17 protein-coding genes are annotated in these 14,462 nt (G+C 31.5%); 14 read left to right on the plus strand and 3 right to left on the minus strand.

Annotation, left to right across the window (positions count from 1 at the left end; translation table 11 throughout):
* Positions 1-21: 21 nt before the first annotated feature.
* Positions 22-939, plus strand: coding sequence for a DUF6427 family protein (locus tag ACFWU4_RS02295; protein ID WP_411124464.1), 918 nt, complete (start codon positions 22-24; stop codon positions 937-939).
* Here ACFWU4_RS02295 and upp read toward each other — a convergent pair.
* Positions 928-1,587: a uracil phosphoribosyltransferase gene (upp, locus tag ACFWU4_RS02300; RefSeq protein ID WP_411124466.1), complete on the minus strand. Its 660-nt coding sequence runs from the start codon at positions 1,585-1,587 to the stop codon at positions 928-930. The two genes, ACFWU4_RS02295 and upp, sit on opposite strands and share 12 nt — an antisense overlap.
* A 70-nt stretch (positions 1,588-1,657) precedes the next feature.
* On the opposite strand from upp, the gene ACFWU4_RS02305 reads away from it, so the two are divergent.
* Both ACFWU4_RS02305 and ACFWU4_RS02310 read left to right on the plus strand, forming a co-directional pair.
* Positions 1,658-2,266 (plus strand): DUF4254 domain-containing protein, encoded by a 609-nt coding sequence (locus ACFWU4_RS02305; protein ID WP_411124468.1) that lies wholly within the window; start codon positions 1,658-1,660, stop codon positions 2,264-2,266.
* A gap of 53 nt (positions 2,267-2,319) precedes the next feature.
* On the plus strand, positions 2,320-3,351 hold the full coding sequence (locus ACFWU4_RS02310; protein ID WP_411124470.1) for a glycosyltransferase family 9 protein: 1,032 nt from the start codon (positions 2,320-2,322) through the stop codon (positions 3,349-3,351).
* Here the strand turns inward: ACFWU4_RS02310 and ACFWU4_RS02315 are convergent.
* Together ACFWU4_RS02315 and ACFWU4_RS02320 are read right to left on the minus strand one after the other, a co-directional pair.
* Positions 3,340-3,783 (minus strand): hypothetical protein, encoded by a 444-nt coding sequence (locus ACFWU4_RS02315; protein ID WP_411124472.1) that lies wholly within the window; start codon positions 3,781-3,783, stop codon positions 3,340-3,342. The genes ACFWU4_RS02310 and ACFWU4_RS02315 overlap by 12 nt on opposite strands.
* A gap of 212 nt (positions 3,784-3,995) precedes the next feature.
* Positions 3,996-5,054 (minus strand): FAD-binding oxidoreductase, encoded by a 1,059-nt coding sequence (locus ACFWU4_RS02320; RefSeq protein ID WP_411124473.1) that lies wholly within the window; start codon positions 5,052-5,054, stop codon positions 3,996-3,998.
* A gap of 110 nt (positions 5,055-5,164) precedes the next feature.
* On the opposite strand from ACFWU4_RS02320, the gene ACFWU4_RS02325 reads away from it, so the two are divergent.
* The 11 genes from ACFWU4_RS02325 to atpE all read left to right on the plus strand — a co-directional run bounded on the left by ACFWU4_RS02325 (position 5,165) and on the right by atpE (position 14,445).
* Positions 5,165-5,497, plus strand: coding sequence for a PadR family transcriptional regulator (locus ACFWU4_RS02325; protein WP_411124475.1), 333 nt, complete (start codon positions 5,165-5,167; stop codon positions 5,495-5,497).
* A complete protein-coding gene (locus tag ACFWU4_RS02330; protein WP_411124477.1) occupies positions 5,498-6,127 on the plus strand; it encodes a hypothetical protein in 630 nt (209 codons plus the stop codon).
* 3 nt (positions 6,128-6,130) lie between these two features.
* Positions 6,131-6,826: a hypothetical protein gene (locus ACFWU4_RS02335; protein WP_411124479.1), complete on the plus strand. Its 696-nt coding sequence runs from the start codon at positions 6,131-6,133 to the stop codon at positions 6,824-6,826.
* A 61-nt stretch (positions 6,827-6,887) separates the two neighbouring features.
* Positions 6,888-8,366, plus strand: coding sequence for a DUF5687 family protein (locus ACFWU4_RS02340; protein WP_411124481.1), 1,479 nt, complete (start codon positions 6,888-6,890; stop codon positions 8,364-8,366).
* 20 nt (positions 8,367-8,386) lie between these two features.
* A complete protein-coding gene (locus ACFWU4_RS02345; protein ID WP_411124483.1) occupies positions 8,387-9,109 on the plus strand; it encodes an ABC transporter ATP-binding protein in 723 nt (240 codons plus the stop codon).
* 187 nt (positions 9,110-9,296) lie between these two features.
* The gene (locus ACFWU4_RS02350) at positions 9,297-11,903 is read left to right on the plus strand and encodes a tetratricopeptide repeat protein (RefSeq protein ID WP_411124484.1); all 2,607 of its coding nucleotides are present in this window, start codon (positions 9,297-9,299) and stop codon (positions 11,901-11,903) included.
* Positions 11,904-11,916: 13 nt separating this feature from the next.
* Positions 11,917-12,366: a bactofilin family protein gene (locus ACFWU4_RS02355; protein WP_411124486.1), complete on the plus strand. Its 450-nt coding sequence runs from the start codon at positions 11,917-11,919 to the stop codon at positions 12,364-12,366.
* Positions 12,302-12,565: an AtpZ/AtpI family protein gene (locus ACFWU4_RS02360; protein WP_411124488.1), complete on the plus strand. Its 264-nt coding sequence runs from the start codon at positions 12,302-12,304 to the stop codon at positions 12,563-12,565. The genes ACFWU4_RS02355 and ACFWU4_RS02360 overlap by 65 nt, the downstream gene beginning before the upstream one ends.
* A gap of 5 nt (positions 12,566-12,570) precedes the next feature.
* Entirely contained in the window at positions 12,571-12,966 is a 396-nt protein-coding gene (locus ACFWU4_RS02365; protein ID WP_411124489.1) for a hypothetical protein, read from the plus strand.
* 146 nt (positions 12,967-13,112) lie between these two features.
* Entirely contained in the window at positions 13,113-14,216 is a 1,104-nt protein-coding gene (gene atpB / locus ACFWU4_RS02370) for a F0F1 ATP synthase subunit A (RefSeq protein WP_411124491.1), read from the plus strand.
* A 19-nt stretch (positions 14,217-14,235) separates the two neighbouring features.
* Complete coding sequence (atpE, locus tag ACFWU4_RS02375; protein WP_034042296.1) at positions 14,236-14,445, plus strand: ATP synthase F0 subunit C; 210 nt, start codon at positions 14,236-14,238, stop codon at positions 14,443-14,445.
* The last annotated feature ends 17 nt before the right edge of the window (positions 14,446-14,462 follow it).

Raw genomic sequence — 14,462 nt, forward strand, 5'->3', positions numbered from 1 at the left:
GAAGTATTTTAAATAATACCCATGATCACAAGCATTTTTAGTAAATCTAAACCGATAAACTTCATTATAATATTGATTTTTATCATTTTAACGTTTGTTTTCACAAACATTAGCTTGCTATTCAATGATTTAGATACAACTTTAAAGGCAGTTTTTAAATTAGTTATTGCAGTTTTTTTTATTTTTCTCTTAGATTTTATTGTCTCAAAAAATAGTATTACAAAAAAAAATAGTTATGCTATTATGACTTTTGGATTGCTTATCGGAATGTTTCCAGAAGCTCTAAAACACTCAGATTTATTGTTTTCAAACCTATTTGTACTATTCGCTTTAAGACGACTCATTAGTTTACATTCTAACCTAAGTATAAAGAAAAAACTGTTTGACGCGGGCTTTTGGATAATGCTAGCAGCATTATTTTATTTTTGGGCAATATTATTTTTCTCTTTAGTTATAGTTGCTTTAATTTATCATTCTCAAAATGATATAAAGAACGCCATAATTCCATTTATGGGTATTGCAGTAATTTTAGTTTTATTAGTCATTTATAATGTTTTTGTTTATAATGTTTATATACAACCAACCAATTTTGAACTTTATGCAAGTCTAGACTATACACCATATAATAGTGGGGAAAACATTTTAAGATTTACTGTTTTATTCACATCCTTTATATGGGTAATCGTGTACTTCTTCAGAACTTTACAAGACAAGAACAAAAAGTTAAGACCTTCTTATTTTTTAATTGCTTGGTCCTCAATTATTGCTTTGTTGGTTGCGGTAATTTCACCTCTAAAAAATGGAAGTGAATTTATATTTTTGTTTGCACCATTCTCAATAATTATGGCAAATTATATCGAAGTCATTTCAGAACGTTGGTTTAAAGAAGTGTTTGTAGTGCTATTAGTTATTACACCGATTATTGGATTATTGTTGTAGTTTATTACCAAAAGCTAAATCACCAGCATCACCTAGACCAGGAATAATATAACCTTTATTATTAAGAGTGTCATCTATAGCTGCAATCCAGAGATGGGTGTCTTTACCAAAAGCTTCAGAAACATAATTAACACCACTTTGAGCGCCAATAACGCCAACTAAATGAATTTCTTTTGGGGTTCCAAATGGTTTCAAAGCTTCAAAAGTTGTTACCATAGATTGGCCAGTTGCCAGCATAGGATCTGCGAGTATTAAAGTCTTACCCTCTAAACTTGGGCATGCTAAATATTCAACTATAATTTCAAAACTTTCAGGATTATCTTTATGCTGCCTATAAGCTGAAATAAATGCGTTTTCTGCACCATCAAAATAATTTAATAGACCATTGTGAAGCGGTACACCTGCTCTTAAAATAGAACAGAGTACAATATCGTTTTTGTGAGTAACCGTATTAGAAATGCCTAAAGGGGTTTCAATATTTTTGTCTTCAAAATCTAAAGATTTGCTTAACTCATAACCTATAATTTCACCAATACGCTCAATGTTTCTTCTAAAGCGCATACTGTCTTTTTGTATAATTTCATCTCTTATTTCAGCAATAAAAGTATTTAGTATCGAAGGGGTTTTAGATAAGTTATGAATTTGCATAGAATAGCTTTAGTTGAGATGCTAAGTTAATAATTCAAACTATATTTGCATATTCAAAATTATTTTAAGCATGTTTTCAGAAAAAGCGAACACTATATTTCAAGATGTTATAAAAACCTATAAGGTTTTAAATACAGTAGATCAGCCATTTAAAAATAAGTTTGATAAAAATGACGACTTAATAGCGCACTTGTTATATAGAAAATCTTGGATTGATACTGTTCAATGGGCTTACGAGGATATTATTAGAGACCCAAATATAGATCCTGTTGCAGCCTTAAAGCTAAAGCGAATGATTGATGCCTCTAACCAAGACAGAACAGATACAGTTGAGTTTATAGATAGCTATTTTTTAGAAAAATATAATGATGTCGATGTAAAGCCTAATGCAAAAATTAATTCTGAAAGTCCGGCTTGGGCAATAGATCGCCTATCGATTTTAGCCCTTAAAATTTATCATATGCATATTGAAACTGTGAGAGAAGATGCTAGTGAGGCTCATAAATCAGCTTGCCAAATAAAACTAAATGTTTTATTAGAGCAACGTACAGACTTAAGTACTGCTATTGATGATTTATTAGAAGACATTTCTAGTGGTGATAAATACATGAAGGTTTATAAGCAAATGAAAATGTATAATGATGATGAACTAAATCCTGTTTTAAGAGGACAAAAGTAATGCGTTAATTACCTGTCAGTCTGAGCTTGTCGAGGACTTTTTAATTGAGCTCGATGCAACACCCAAAACACATACTAGTTATTAGGTTTTCTGCCATGGGAGATGTGGCGATGACAGTGCCTGTTTTAAGAGCATTAACAGAGCAATATCCCGATTTAAAAGTTACAGTACTTACCAGAGTTTTTTTTAAACCGTTTTTTAATGATTTAAAGAATGTTGAGTATTATTCAGCAGATCTCAAAGGAAAGCATAAGGGTATTTTAGGACTTTATAAACTTTCAAAAGAACTAAAAGATTTAAATTTTGATGCTGTTGCAGATGTACATAATGTTTTAAGAACTAAAATTTTAAAATTCTTTTTTACAGGAAAAAAAGTTGTGCAACTAGACAAAGGCAGAGCTGAAAAGAAGGCACTTATTGCTGGTAAAACATTTAAACAATTAAAAACAATGCATCAACGTTATGCTGATGTCTTTGAAGGTTTAGGTTGTAAAATTGACTTATCAGACCCAAGTTTTCCTAAACCAAAAACACTATCTACAAAATTAAAAGGGTTTATATCTAATAAAGAATTAAAGACGATTGGTATTGCACCTTTTGCTGCACACAAGAGTAAGATGTATCCTTTAGACCAGATGGAAGCAGTAATTTCTAGGCTTTCTCAAAAAGATAATATTATTCTGTTTGGTGGAGGAGAAGAAGAAATCAAAACTTTAAATCAGTTTGAAGAAAAGTACAATAATGTTAGTTCAGTAGCAGGTAAATTGAGTTTAGAGGAAGAGCTCATAATTATTTCTAATCTAGATGTGATGTTATCTATGGATTCTGGGAACGCACATTTAGCAGCAATGCTTGGTAAAAAAGTAATTACTATTTGGGGTGTAACACATCCTTTCGCTGGCTTTGCTCCTTTTAATCAGCCATATGATTATGCACTTTTAGCTGATAGAGAACAATTTCCGTTGATACCAACTTCAGTTTATGGTAACAAACAACCTGATGGTTATGAAAATGCTGCCAAAAGCGTTGCTGTAGATGTGGTTGTAAATGAGATAAATGAATCTTTTCAACTCTCAGAATACTGACTTGTAATAAGGTGTCATTTTAAATGATTCACTACCAAATTTATTATGAATGATGATTTCCTCAATCTCTAAATCAATATATAAAATTGCAAAAGAGTTTTTAGAATTTTCACAACAGTAATCATTATAACTTTTTGACATTGACAACTGTATGTTGCCGAAATCTGTGTTATAAACTTTTTTAGTGTTTAAATCTAGGACTAAAACATTATCTCTTTTTACAGAAGCTGGGCCTGCTGCCCAACAGTCATCTTTAAAAATCAATAAGAAGTTTTTCTTAAAAATTTCAATATGATGACAAATCCCCTTACCAGTTGAGGTTTTTGGACTTTTGGATTCAAAGCTTATTATTTTTTTGTTAGAAAACCAGAATTCTGTTTTTCTATCAAACTTCATTCTTTTTAAATTGATGTCTTCATAATTAGTTTTCAAAATTTTATTTTCAAAAATTCTTGAAGATTCATAAAAGGATAGATATCTAAAATCACTCCTAATGTTGTTCGTGTCACCAAAATTGTAAGTTTTTGGCGCGCAACTAAAGAACAAAAGCAGTATTATAGATAAAATATACGTATAATTTTTCACGCTTTTAAAGAAAAGTATTTTCTTTCCTAGGGGTAGATTAAAGATATACTTTTTATTTTTTACACATCATCATAATCAACAACAATACTATTTGAAGTAGGACATGCCTGGCACGTTAAAATTAAGCCTTCTGCAACCTCACCCTCTGTAAGTATATTATTTTGTCGCATTGTGGCTTCTCCCTCTATTACTTTTGCAATACAACTGCTGCATATACCACCTTGGCAAGAATATGGCGCATCGATATCTTGTTTTAGAGACGCTTCAAGAATAGTTGTTTCTTTAGACATACTAAATTCAAATTCTTCCTCATCAACAATGACTTTAATTTTTGAATCTCCCGATAGTATTTCTGTTTCAGAATTAGATTCAGTTTCGACGGGTGCTGTAAATAATTCGAATAAAATGGACTTTTCTTTCACGCCATTTTCAACCAATACATCTTTAACAGTATGTATCATTTGTTCTGGTCCACAGAGGTAAAATTTCTCTATGCTAACACCTTTGTATTTGTTTTTTACAATAAGGTTAACAGTACTTTTTTCTATACGACCAAAAAGGGCATCTGCTTCTTGTGATTGACTATAAATAAAATGAACATGAAAACGATTACCGTAAACGGTCATTAACTCTAGTAAATCTTTTACAAACATGGCGTCTGCTATAGACTTATTTCCATAAACTAAGATAAAATTGCTAAAAGGCTCGTCTTCTAAAAGTGTTTTGGCAATGCTAAGAATTGGGGTTATTCCGCTACCTGCTGCAAAAGCAGCAATAGTTCTAGTTTTTACTTCATTTGCTTCAAAAACAAAGCGTCCATTAGGTTCTGCAACCTCTATGGCGTCGCCAGTTTTGAGTTCTTCATTAGCATAAACAGAAAAGGTTCCGTTCTCAACAGCTTTAACTCCAACTGTAACCTCTCCGCTATTTTTTGAAGAACAAATAGAGTAATCTCTACGTATATCTTCTCCATTAATTGTAGTTTTTAAAGTGATATATTGACCAGCTTTAAAATCGAAATTTTCTTTTAAATTTTCAGGTATATCAAAAGATAAAGCAACTGATTTATCCGTTACTTTTTCCACCGATTTTATATTTAGCGAATGAAATTGAGCCATTAAAAATAATTTTATACAAAAATAAGAAAGCGGTCTTTTTTTAGCTAGAAATTAAGATTAAAATAATACCTAAGTTTATTATGCATAAGAAAATTATGTATATTTGCTGTATGAGTAATTCAAAATTATATAAGGGCAGTTTAACCACTATCATCCTTAAGTTGCTTAACGAGCAAGATAAAATGTATGGTTATGAGATTACCCAAAAAGTAAAAGCTTTAACAAAAGGCGAGCTTAATATTACAGAAGGTGCTTTATATCCGGCATTACATAAGTTAGAAGCAGAAGGCCTGCTAGATGTTGAGGTAGCAAAAGTAGATAATCGTTTGCGCAAGTACTATAAACTTACAGAAACAGGAACAAAAGAAACGGTTAATAAGCTCGAAGAGTTAGCAGAGTATATTAAGACAATGCAAGTGCTAGTAAACCCTAAATTGGCTTAAATGAAACTTACTCCAGAAAAGATAAAAATAGTAGATGATTTTTTAATAAATCAAAATATTAAATACCTAGATATTCGTTCTGAGCTATTAGATCATTTAGTTACTGAGTTTGAAGAGCACTCTAATTACGGTTTACTCGAAGATTATCTTCACGGTAAAATAAAATTCATAAAAGAATTTGCAAAAAAACAACAAAAAACAATTCACTGGACTTATCAAAAACAATTATGGGTTCAATTTGCTAAGTTCTTCTTTGAACTTAAGTATATATTACTCTTGGCTGTTTTAATTAGCCTAGGTTATGTTTTATTACAATATGTAACTCTAAAAACATTTACGTTTGTTTGCTTTTTCTTCTTGGCTGCTTTAGTTCTCTATCCATTATTTTATCAAATAAAATATAGTAAAGCAGTTAAAAAAGTACAATCGATGCAATCCTTATTTACGGTTACTTCGCTACCATCAGTTTTTTTGTACATGTTTAACGTAGTTAATGATATATTAATTGAGAATTTTGTTTTAGGACTAATCTATTTTTCATTTGCAATAGTATTAGGAATCTCTGCTGTGATAATTATTGAAAAAGACAGAAAAAGAGTTTTAAAAAAATATTATCAACTCATAGGTTAGAAAATGAAATTAGCAGAACCTCAAATAAACCAACTTTACACGTTTACACAAAAGCACTATGTAGACTGGTACGATGTGCAAACAGAACTTGTTGATCATTTGGCAAACGGCATAGAGGAACAATTGGAACAAAACCCTAATACAACTTTTGAATCTGCACTAAATTCAGAATTCAAAAAGTTCGGAATCATGGGATTCAACGATGTTATTGAAGAAAAAACAAAGGCCTTAAATAAGTATTACAGAAAATTAGTTTGGACGTATTTTAAAGACTTCTTTAAGTTGCCTAAGATTATTCTAACGTTATTTTCAGTTTGGTGTTATTACAACCTCTTATTAATTATTGAAAACAGATTTTTATTTCTACTAATTACCTGTGTAGTTTTAGTGGTAGTTCCTATTTGGTTTTTTTACAACCAAGCAAAACGGGTTAAATACTTAAAAAAACAAACAGGAAAAAAATGGTTATTTGAGTCTACTGTAATGCAATTGGGTGGTTTATCGCAAATTTTTAATATAGGCATATATGCGTCTGTAATTTTAGATGTAGAACGAAGAACCCTAAGCACTACTGCACTCATTATATTTTCATTAGTTATAGTCTTATTTGCTTTAGTGCTCTATATTTCGATCTTTATAGTAGCTCCGAAACTCCGAAAAGCTATGGCAAAGCAGCATCCTGAGTATAAAATTGTATAACTTGTGTAACATATTGAATTAGTTTTATACTAATTCAAAGTAATAACTAACCAAAACCACTATGATAAAGCATTTTTTAAATCTAGAATGGAAGCAATATTTTCGCTCATCCTATTGGCAAAAAAGTATTGCGATAAATATTCTTATGGTGTTTTTTGCCCTTTATTTTATTGCTATGTTTTTAGGATTGGGATTTGGTCTTCTCTTTATTTTAAAGAAAGCATTTCCTGAACAAGACGCTTTTGTAATTGCCAATGGCTTTTTATTTTATTGGATTATTGGAGACTTAATGATGCGTTTCTTTCTGCAGAAACTACCTGTAATGAGTGTAAAACCGTTACTAACTTTACCCATAAAACGTTCAACAATTGTTAATTTTGTTTTAGGCAAATCTGCAATTTCCTTTTTTAATTTTTTACCACTCTTTGCGATTATTCCGTTTAGCATAATGCTTATTAGAGAAGGTTATGGGACATCTATGGTTTTAACCTGGATGTTTACCATGATTATTACCGTACTGATAATAAATTTCTTAAACTTTATTATTGAAGCTTTTTCTGCTGAAAAAGAATTATCCTTCCTTCCTATAATAGCGGTGGCAGGAACATTATTTGGATTAGATTATTTTAATATACTTCCAATGAAATCTCTTATTGGAGATGGTCTCATCTATATTGCGAATAACCCGATTTTCATTTTGATTCCTCTAGCAATATTAGCAGTTTTTTACACTTATAATTTTAAAATACTTAGGGATAAGCTGTTTTTAGATAGCTCGTTAAAATCTAAAGTAACTGAAGTAAAAGCGGCTGATTTATCTTGGACAAATCGTTTTGGTGACATCGCCCCTTTTATGCAATTAGATTTAAAGTTAATATGGCGAAATAAACGGACTAAATCTATGGCGATGCTTTTAGTAATTGGTGTACTTTATGGTTTGTTCTTTTATCCGCAACCTATGTATAGAGAGATGGAATTTATGTTTGCTTTTATAGGCATATTTTCTACCGGATTTTTTCTAATCAATTTTGGTCAATTTATTCCTGCTTGGGATAGTGGATATTATAAAATGCTAATGAGTCAAAATATAAAGTACGAGCAGTATTTACGCTCTAAATTTATACTCATGGTAATGAGTGTAGCAATCTTATTCATTCTAGGAATTCCTTACGTTTATTTTGGCTGGAAAATTTTAATAGCACATTTTGCAGCAGCTGTATATAATGTAGGAGTAAACTCTCACGTCATTTTATATGGTGGTTCTTTCAACAGAAAAAAAATAGACTTAGATAAAAAAGCTGCGTTTAATTATCAAGGAACAGGCGCTGTACAATGGATAATAGGCATCCCTTTAATGATTCTGCCTATGGGATTATTTGCACTTGTCAATTGGTTAGTAGGTTTTGAAGCAGCAATAGCATTATTGATGATTCTGGGTATTCTAGGCATAGTTCTTCATAAAAAACTAATGAAAGTTATTACCAAAAAATATCTCGATTCAAAATATAAAATGATTAACGCGTTTAGTCAAGATAGTTAATAATATACAAGACACAGATTATGATACATACAAAAGACCTTTCAAAATCATATAGCGGAACAACAGTTCTTAATGTAGAAGAGTTAAACATTCCTAAAGGCCAAAGTTTTGGTTTAGTTGGAAATAATGGAGCAGGAAAAACCACTTACTTTAGTTTACTACTCGATTTAATTAAACCAACAACAGGAAGTATCACCAACAATAGCGTAGTTGTTGATCAAAGTGAAGAATGGAAACCTTTTACCTCGTCATTTATAGATGAAAGCTTTTTGATTGGCTACCTAACACCAGAAGAGTATTTCTATTTTATAGGTGACTTAAGAGGTCAGAATAAAGCAGATGTAGATGCTTTAACTTCTAAGTTTGAAGACTTTTTTAATGGCGAAATCATTGGTAAGAAAAAATACCTCCGAGATTTAAGTAAAGGAAATCAAAAGAAAGCAGGAATTGTAGCGGCATTAATTGGCAACCCAGAAGTGATTATTTTAGACGAACCTTTTGCTAATCTAGATCCAACAACTCAAATCCGTTTAAAGCAAATTTTAAAGAATTTAGCAGAAAAACAAGGTGTAACTGTATTGGTCTCTAGTCACGATTTAATGCATGTTACAGATGTATGCGAGCGTATTGTTGTTTTAGAAAAAGGAAATGTGATAAAAGATTTAGAAACTAACCCTGCAACATTGAAAGAACTCGAAGCTCATTTCGCGAGTGGAGCAATGGTTTCGTCGAAAGAAGAATAGAAATTAGATTAAAACAAGTGAGCCCGTAAATAAATTAATATTTACGGGCTTTTTTGTGAAGTTAAAAAATGCGCCACCTCGAAAAACCTTTAAATAACAGCTAAAATTCAAAAAGATGCTTATTTTTACCACGTAACACACTAAAAACCTAACATTTTAGTTATCTATTAATCAAATAGAACCAACGTTGAGAACCTATCATAAATTAATATTATCTCTTTTTTGCGTAGCATTTATAGCCCAAGGTTGCTCGCGAAAAAAAGACACTTTTATCAACAGAAATTTCCATGCTTTAGGTACTAAATACAATATTCTTTACAACGGAAATATAGCTTTAGAACGAGGCAAACTAGGTGTAAATGACGAATTCACTGAGAATTTTTGGGAGCTTTTGCCAATAGAACGTATGAAGATTAGTGAAGATGTTTTTCTTCCAGGACAAAGTAAAAACGCAGATTTTGAGCGTGCAGAAGAAAAGGCTATTAAAGCCATTCAGAAGCATGGGATGAATATAGATGGTAAAGAAAAGAATTATCAAATAGATGAAGCTTACTTGCTTTTAGGGCAGTCAAGATATTTCGATCAACGTTTTGTGCCAGCCCTTGCAGCCTTCAATAATATCCTAAACAAATATCCGACAAGTGATAAAATCAATCAAGTAAAGATTTGGCGCGAAAAATCTAATATGCGATTAGATAATAATGTTGGTGCAATAAAAAAATTAAAACGATTACTAGACGAAGAAGACATTGAAGGCCAAGATTTAGCTGATGCTACAGCTGCACTTGCACAAGCTTATATTAATTTAAAATCTAAAGATAGCGCGCTAGTACAATTAGGCATTGCAGCAGAAAACACAAAAGTAAAAAGCGAGAAAGCACGCTATCATTTTATAAGAGGTCAATTATATAATGAATTTAAGGAAAAGGACAGTGCTAATATGGAATTCGATGCTATTATTGATATGCATAGGCAAATTCCCAGATCTTTTTATATAAATGCACATCTTGAAAAATCTTATAATTTTGATGAATTAGATGGCGATGTTCTAATGTTTCAAGAATACCTAACAGAACTTGAGGAAAACAGAGAAAACAGACCCTTCTTAGACAAAATATACTATCGTATAGCAGAATTCCATCGTAATAAAGAATCCGATAGTTTAGCAGAGGTTTATTATAACCAATCTTTAAGAAAAACAACGTCAGATAAATATCTGAAGAGTCTTAACTACGAGACTTTAGGCAATATGTATTTTGATAGAAATATATACAAGACCGCAGGTGCATATTACGACAGTACATTAACTGCAATGGTTCAGAATACTAAGCCTTACAGAATAATAAAGAAAAAGCGAGAAAACTTAGAAGATGTTATTTATTATGAAGGAATAGCTCAAACAAACGATAGTATTTTGCACATTATTAGTCTTCCAAAAGAAGAACAACTCGCATTATATACAAAATATGCCGAGGAATTAAAAGCGAAAGCAATAGCGGAAGAAGAACGTAAGGAAGAAAGTCAAAGAAAACAACAAAGAATATCATCATCTGCAGGTAATTCTAACGATATTAACTCTAACGGTAGAGGAAATAGTAAAAGTCCAGTTCCCGGAGGTTTTAGTCCAAGGAGTACGACTAATAACTTTTATTTTTATAACCCAACAACTGTAGCGTACGGTAAAAACGAGTTTTTAAAATTATGGGGAGAGCGTAAATTGCAAGATAATTGGCGACTTTCAGACCAACGAATAGGAATTCAACAAACTAAAAAAGAAGGAATTCCTATAGCTTCTGGAGATGATGAACGCTATAACCCAGAAATTTATATAGCCTCCCTTCCAACAAACAAAACTGAAATTGATAGTATCGTGACAGAACGAAATTTTGCATATTACCAACTAGGTATTATATACAAAGAGAAATTTAAGGAGTTGTCTCTTTCTAAATCTAGATTCGAAGATTTGCTGAAAAACAATCCGGAGGAGCGATTAATTTTGCCTTCAAAATATAATCTTTATAAGATATATATTGAACTTGGGTTAGATAGAAAAGCAGAGACTATAAAATCTGAAATTATCACTAGTTATCCAGATTCTCGTTATGCAGAAATCTTACTAAACCCAGAATCTGCTTTATCCAAAGATGAAAATAGTCCTGAGGTAATCTATACAAACCTTTATAAAAAGTATGATGACCAAAAATATGCCGAGGTTATTGCTGAAGCTGAAACGCAAATTAAACGTTTACAAGGTGATGATTTTGTGCCAAAGTTTGAAATCCTGAAAACTTCAGCTAGAGGTAGATTATATGGATTTGAAGCTTACAAAGAAGGTATAAATTACATTGCTTTGACTTATGCTAATTCTGAAGAAGGTAAAAAAGCACAAGAGATATTACAAAATGCTATTCCTGTTTTAGCTAAAAAGGATTTTGTACAAGATGATAAACCAAAGTATTTTAATGTTGTATATCAGTTTCAAAATGGGTCTGGTGAAGATATAGGTGATTTTATTAAAACACTTAACGAAGAGATTGAGAAGAAGATTAAATATTTTGACTTAACTACATCTCACGATGTTTATGATGAGAATACGACCTTTGTTGTTGTTCATGGCCTAAAGAGTATTCAAGGAGCAAGTGGTTTTGCGCAACTGTTACTAACTAACGAAAAAGATGAAAGAGGGCGAACTATTAAACCTAAAATCACCAAAGAATATTTTGCAATTTCTTCTCCAAATTATGCTATTATTCAACGCCACAAAAACTTAAATGCATATTTAAAATTAGAATAAAACCCAAATCATTATGTTCTCTTCAGACAGCAAAAAATTCAAACAATCTACATCTATGGAAACAAGTACGCAACAAAATATTATAGCACAAGGCACCAAAATTGTTGGTGATATAGCAAGTAAAGGCCCATTTAGAATAGATGGAACGGTTGAAGGTAATGTTAAAACTACTGGTAAAGTGGTTATTGGTAAATCGGGCTTTATAAAAGGTACATTACAAGGTGAGAATGCTGATTTTGAAGGTAAATTTTCAGGAAAATTAATTCTATCAGGCACACTTTCTTTAAAATCTACTGCTCATATAGAGGGAGAGGTTCATATCACTAAATTAGCTGTAGAACCTGGTGCGACTTTTAACGCAACATGCAGTATGAAAGGCACAGTAAAAGCACTATCTAATGAGCCAACTATACAGAAATCAGCGCAACAACAAACAGACCAAAAAGCAGAGCGCCAAGCTTAATAACTACGCACTTTTTTCGGGTATTGCAATACAAATGATTGCTATCATTGGGGTAGGAACTTTTATAGGTTATAAATTAGATGAGTATTATCCAAACCAATATAATCTCTATACACTAGTTTTATCTTTAGGCTCGGTTATTATGTCTATTGTTTATGTAATTAGACGTATAATTGTAAACTCTAAAGAAGATAATTAGTCTACATGGAAGATTTTAAAAAAAGACAGATTACATTTTTGTTGCAGCTTGTTGGTTTTAGCATTTTATTGTTTGCCATACATAGTTACTTGCTTTATTATTTTGCAAGTGCTATTTTATTCTTTTTTCCAACCTGGCAAATTTACACGTTTCATATTATAGTTACACTAGCTTTCTATTCGCTTATTAACTATAAGTTTTCTAATGGCAAAAAGGACATCTTCAATTTATTTATGGTAATGACATTTTTAAAAATGATATTAGCGATATTATTTCTTTTGCCTTTATTACTATCAGATTATGAAAACAAACAGCCAGATGTTTTTAATTTTTTCATTGCGTATTTCTTGTATTTATTTTTCGAAGTTTTTGCAATAACCAAATTTCTTCAAAAAGCATAAGATTATTTTTTTAAAAGCTCTATGAATCAATGGTTTTACACGACAAGTGACTATTGAAAATTATAGAGAAATTATTGCTTGTAATTTCATTTAATGTTCGTACATTTGCACCGAATTTAAAGCAAGGTATTTTTAAGCCCATAAGAATGAAAATAAGCACCTTTAAAAACATAATATTATCAGCGTTATTTCTGAGCGTATTTAATATTGGTTTTGCCTCTGAAATCAAAGAAGGAGGAGACGAAGAAAAATTCGATCCTAAAGAGATGATCTTACATCACGTTAAGGATGCCTACGGAATGCACATCGCTACCCTAAACCAAGGTAAAGAAAATGAAACACATATTACGATCCCTTTGCCTGTTATGGTATACACGGATAAGGGTTTAACGACGTTTTCATCTTCAGCATTTCATCATGATTATCATGGACATGAAATTGTAGAAAGAAATGGCCAGCGCTTTGTAAACGTACATGAAAAGGTTTATGTATTAGACGAAGGAGCTAAAGAGGTTGCCTATGATGCAGAAGGGCATCCAACAAATGCACATAGACCGAAGTTTGATTTATCAATTACCAGAAACGTATTTATGATGTGGGTTTCAATAGCAGTGTTGTTTTTAATATTTTTAACTGCTGCACGTCGATATAAAAAATCTGAAGACAATGTGCCATCTGGTATTGCTAGTTTTGTAGAACCTTTAATTGTATTTGTAAGAGATGAAATAGGTAAACCTATGATTGGAGAGCATAAGTATAAAAGGTATATGCCATACTTATTAACCATCTTTTTCTTCATATGGATAAATAACATTTTTGGATTAATACCGATACTTAATGGCGCCAACTTAAGTGGAAACATTGCGTTTACATTCACTCTTGCGGCCATAACATTTATCATTACAACATTTAGCGGTAACAAAAACTACTGGAAACACATATTTTGGATGCCAGGAGTACCAGTGCCAATGAAAATATTTTTAATGCCAATTGAGATTATAGGAATGTTTGTAAAACCGATCTCATTAATGATTCGTTTGTTTGCTAACATTACAGCAGGTCATGTTATCATTTTAGCATTAATGTCATTAATATTTGTATTTAAGTCTTATGCAATTGCGCCAGTATCTGTAGCATTCTCATTGTTTATTACAGTTATTGAAGTTATTGTAACGGCTATACAAGCCTATATATTTACAATATTGTCAGCCCTTTATTTTGGGATGGCAACAGAAGAAGAACATCATTAATTAATTTAAATTTTATATTATGACTATTACTGGAATTGCAGCTATTGGAGCTGGTTTAGCAGCTATTGGAGCTGGTGTTGGTATTGGTAAGATTGGTGGATCAGCTATGGAAGCTATGGCTCGTCAACCAGAAATGCACGGAAAGATTCAATCTTCTGCATTAATCTTAGCAGCCTTCGTAGAAGCGGTAGCACTATTTGGTGTTGTTGTTGCTTTCTTACAAGGGTAAGACATTAAAATACAGAA

This window comes from Winogradskyella sp. PE311, assembly GCF_046545555.1.
Lineage (GTDB): Bacteria > Bacteroidota > Bacteroidia > Flavobacteriales > Flavobacteriaceae > Winogradskyella.

Coding starts and splice junctions, on each gene's coding strand:
- ACFWU4_RS02335 (WP_411124479.1), top strand. CDS start 6,131: ATGAAATTAGCAGAACCTCAAATAAACCAACTTTACACGTTTACACAA.
- ACFWU4_RS02305 (WP_411124468.1), top strand. CDS start 1,658: ATGTTTTCAGAAAAAGCGAACACTATATTTCAAGATGTTATAAAAACC.
- ACFWU4_RS02345 (WP_411124483.1), top strand. CDS start 8,387: ATGATACATACAAAAGACCTTTCAAAATCATATAGCGGAACAACAGTT.
- ACFWU4_RS02340 (WP_411124481.1), top strand. CDS start 6,888: ATGATAAAGCATTTTTTAAATCTAGAATGGAAGCAATATTTTCGCTCA.
- upp (WP_411124466.1), bottom strand. CDS start 1,587: ATGCAAATTCATAACTTATCTAAAACCCCTTCGATACTAAATACTTTT.
- atpB (WP_411124491.1), top strand. CDS start 13,113: ATGAAAATAAGCACCTTTAAAAACATAATATTATCAGCGTTATTTCTG.
- ACFWU4_RS02330 (WP_411124477.1), top strand. CDS start 5,498: ATGAAACTTACTCCAGAAAAGATAAAAATAGTAGATGATTTTTTAATA.
- ACFWU4_RS02325 (WP_411124475.1), top strand. CDS start 5,165: ATGAGTAATTCAAAATTATATAAGGGCAGTTTAACCACTATCATCCTT.
- ACFWU4_RS02310 (WP_411124470.1), top strand. CDS start 2,320: ATGCAACACCCAAAACACATACTAGTTATTAGGTTTTCTGCCATGGGA.
- ACFWU4_RS02365 (WP_411124489.1), top strand. CDS start 12,571: ATGGAAGATTTTAAAAAAAGACAGATTACATTTTTGTTGCAGCTTGTT.
- ACFWU4_RS02355 (WP_411124486.1), top strand. CDS start 11,917: ATGTTCTCTTCAGACAGCAAAAAATTCAAACAATCTACATCTATGGAA.
- ACFWU4_RS02295 (WP_411124464.1), top strand. CDS start 22: ATGATCACAAGCATTTTTAGTAAATCTAAACCGATAAACTTCATTATA.
- ACFWU4_RS02360 (WP_411124488.1), top strand. CDS start 12,302: ATGAGCCAACTATACAGAAATCAGCGCAACAACAAACAGACCAAAAAG.
- atpE (WP_034042296.1), top strand. CDS start 14,236: ATGACTATTACTGGAATTGCAGCTATTGGAGCTGGTTTAGCAGCTATT.
- ACFWU4_RS02320 (WP_411124473.1), bottom strand. CDS start 5,054: ATGGCTCAATTTCATTCGCTAAATATAAAATCGGTGGAAAAAGTAACG.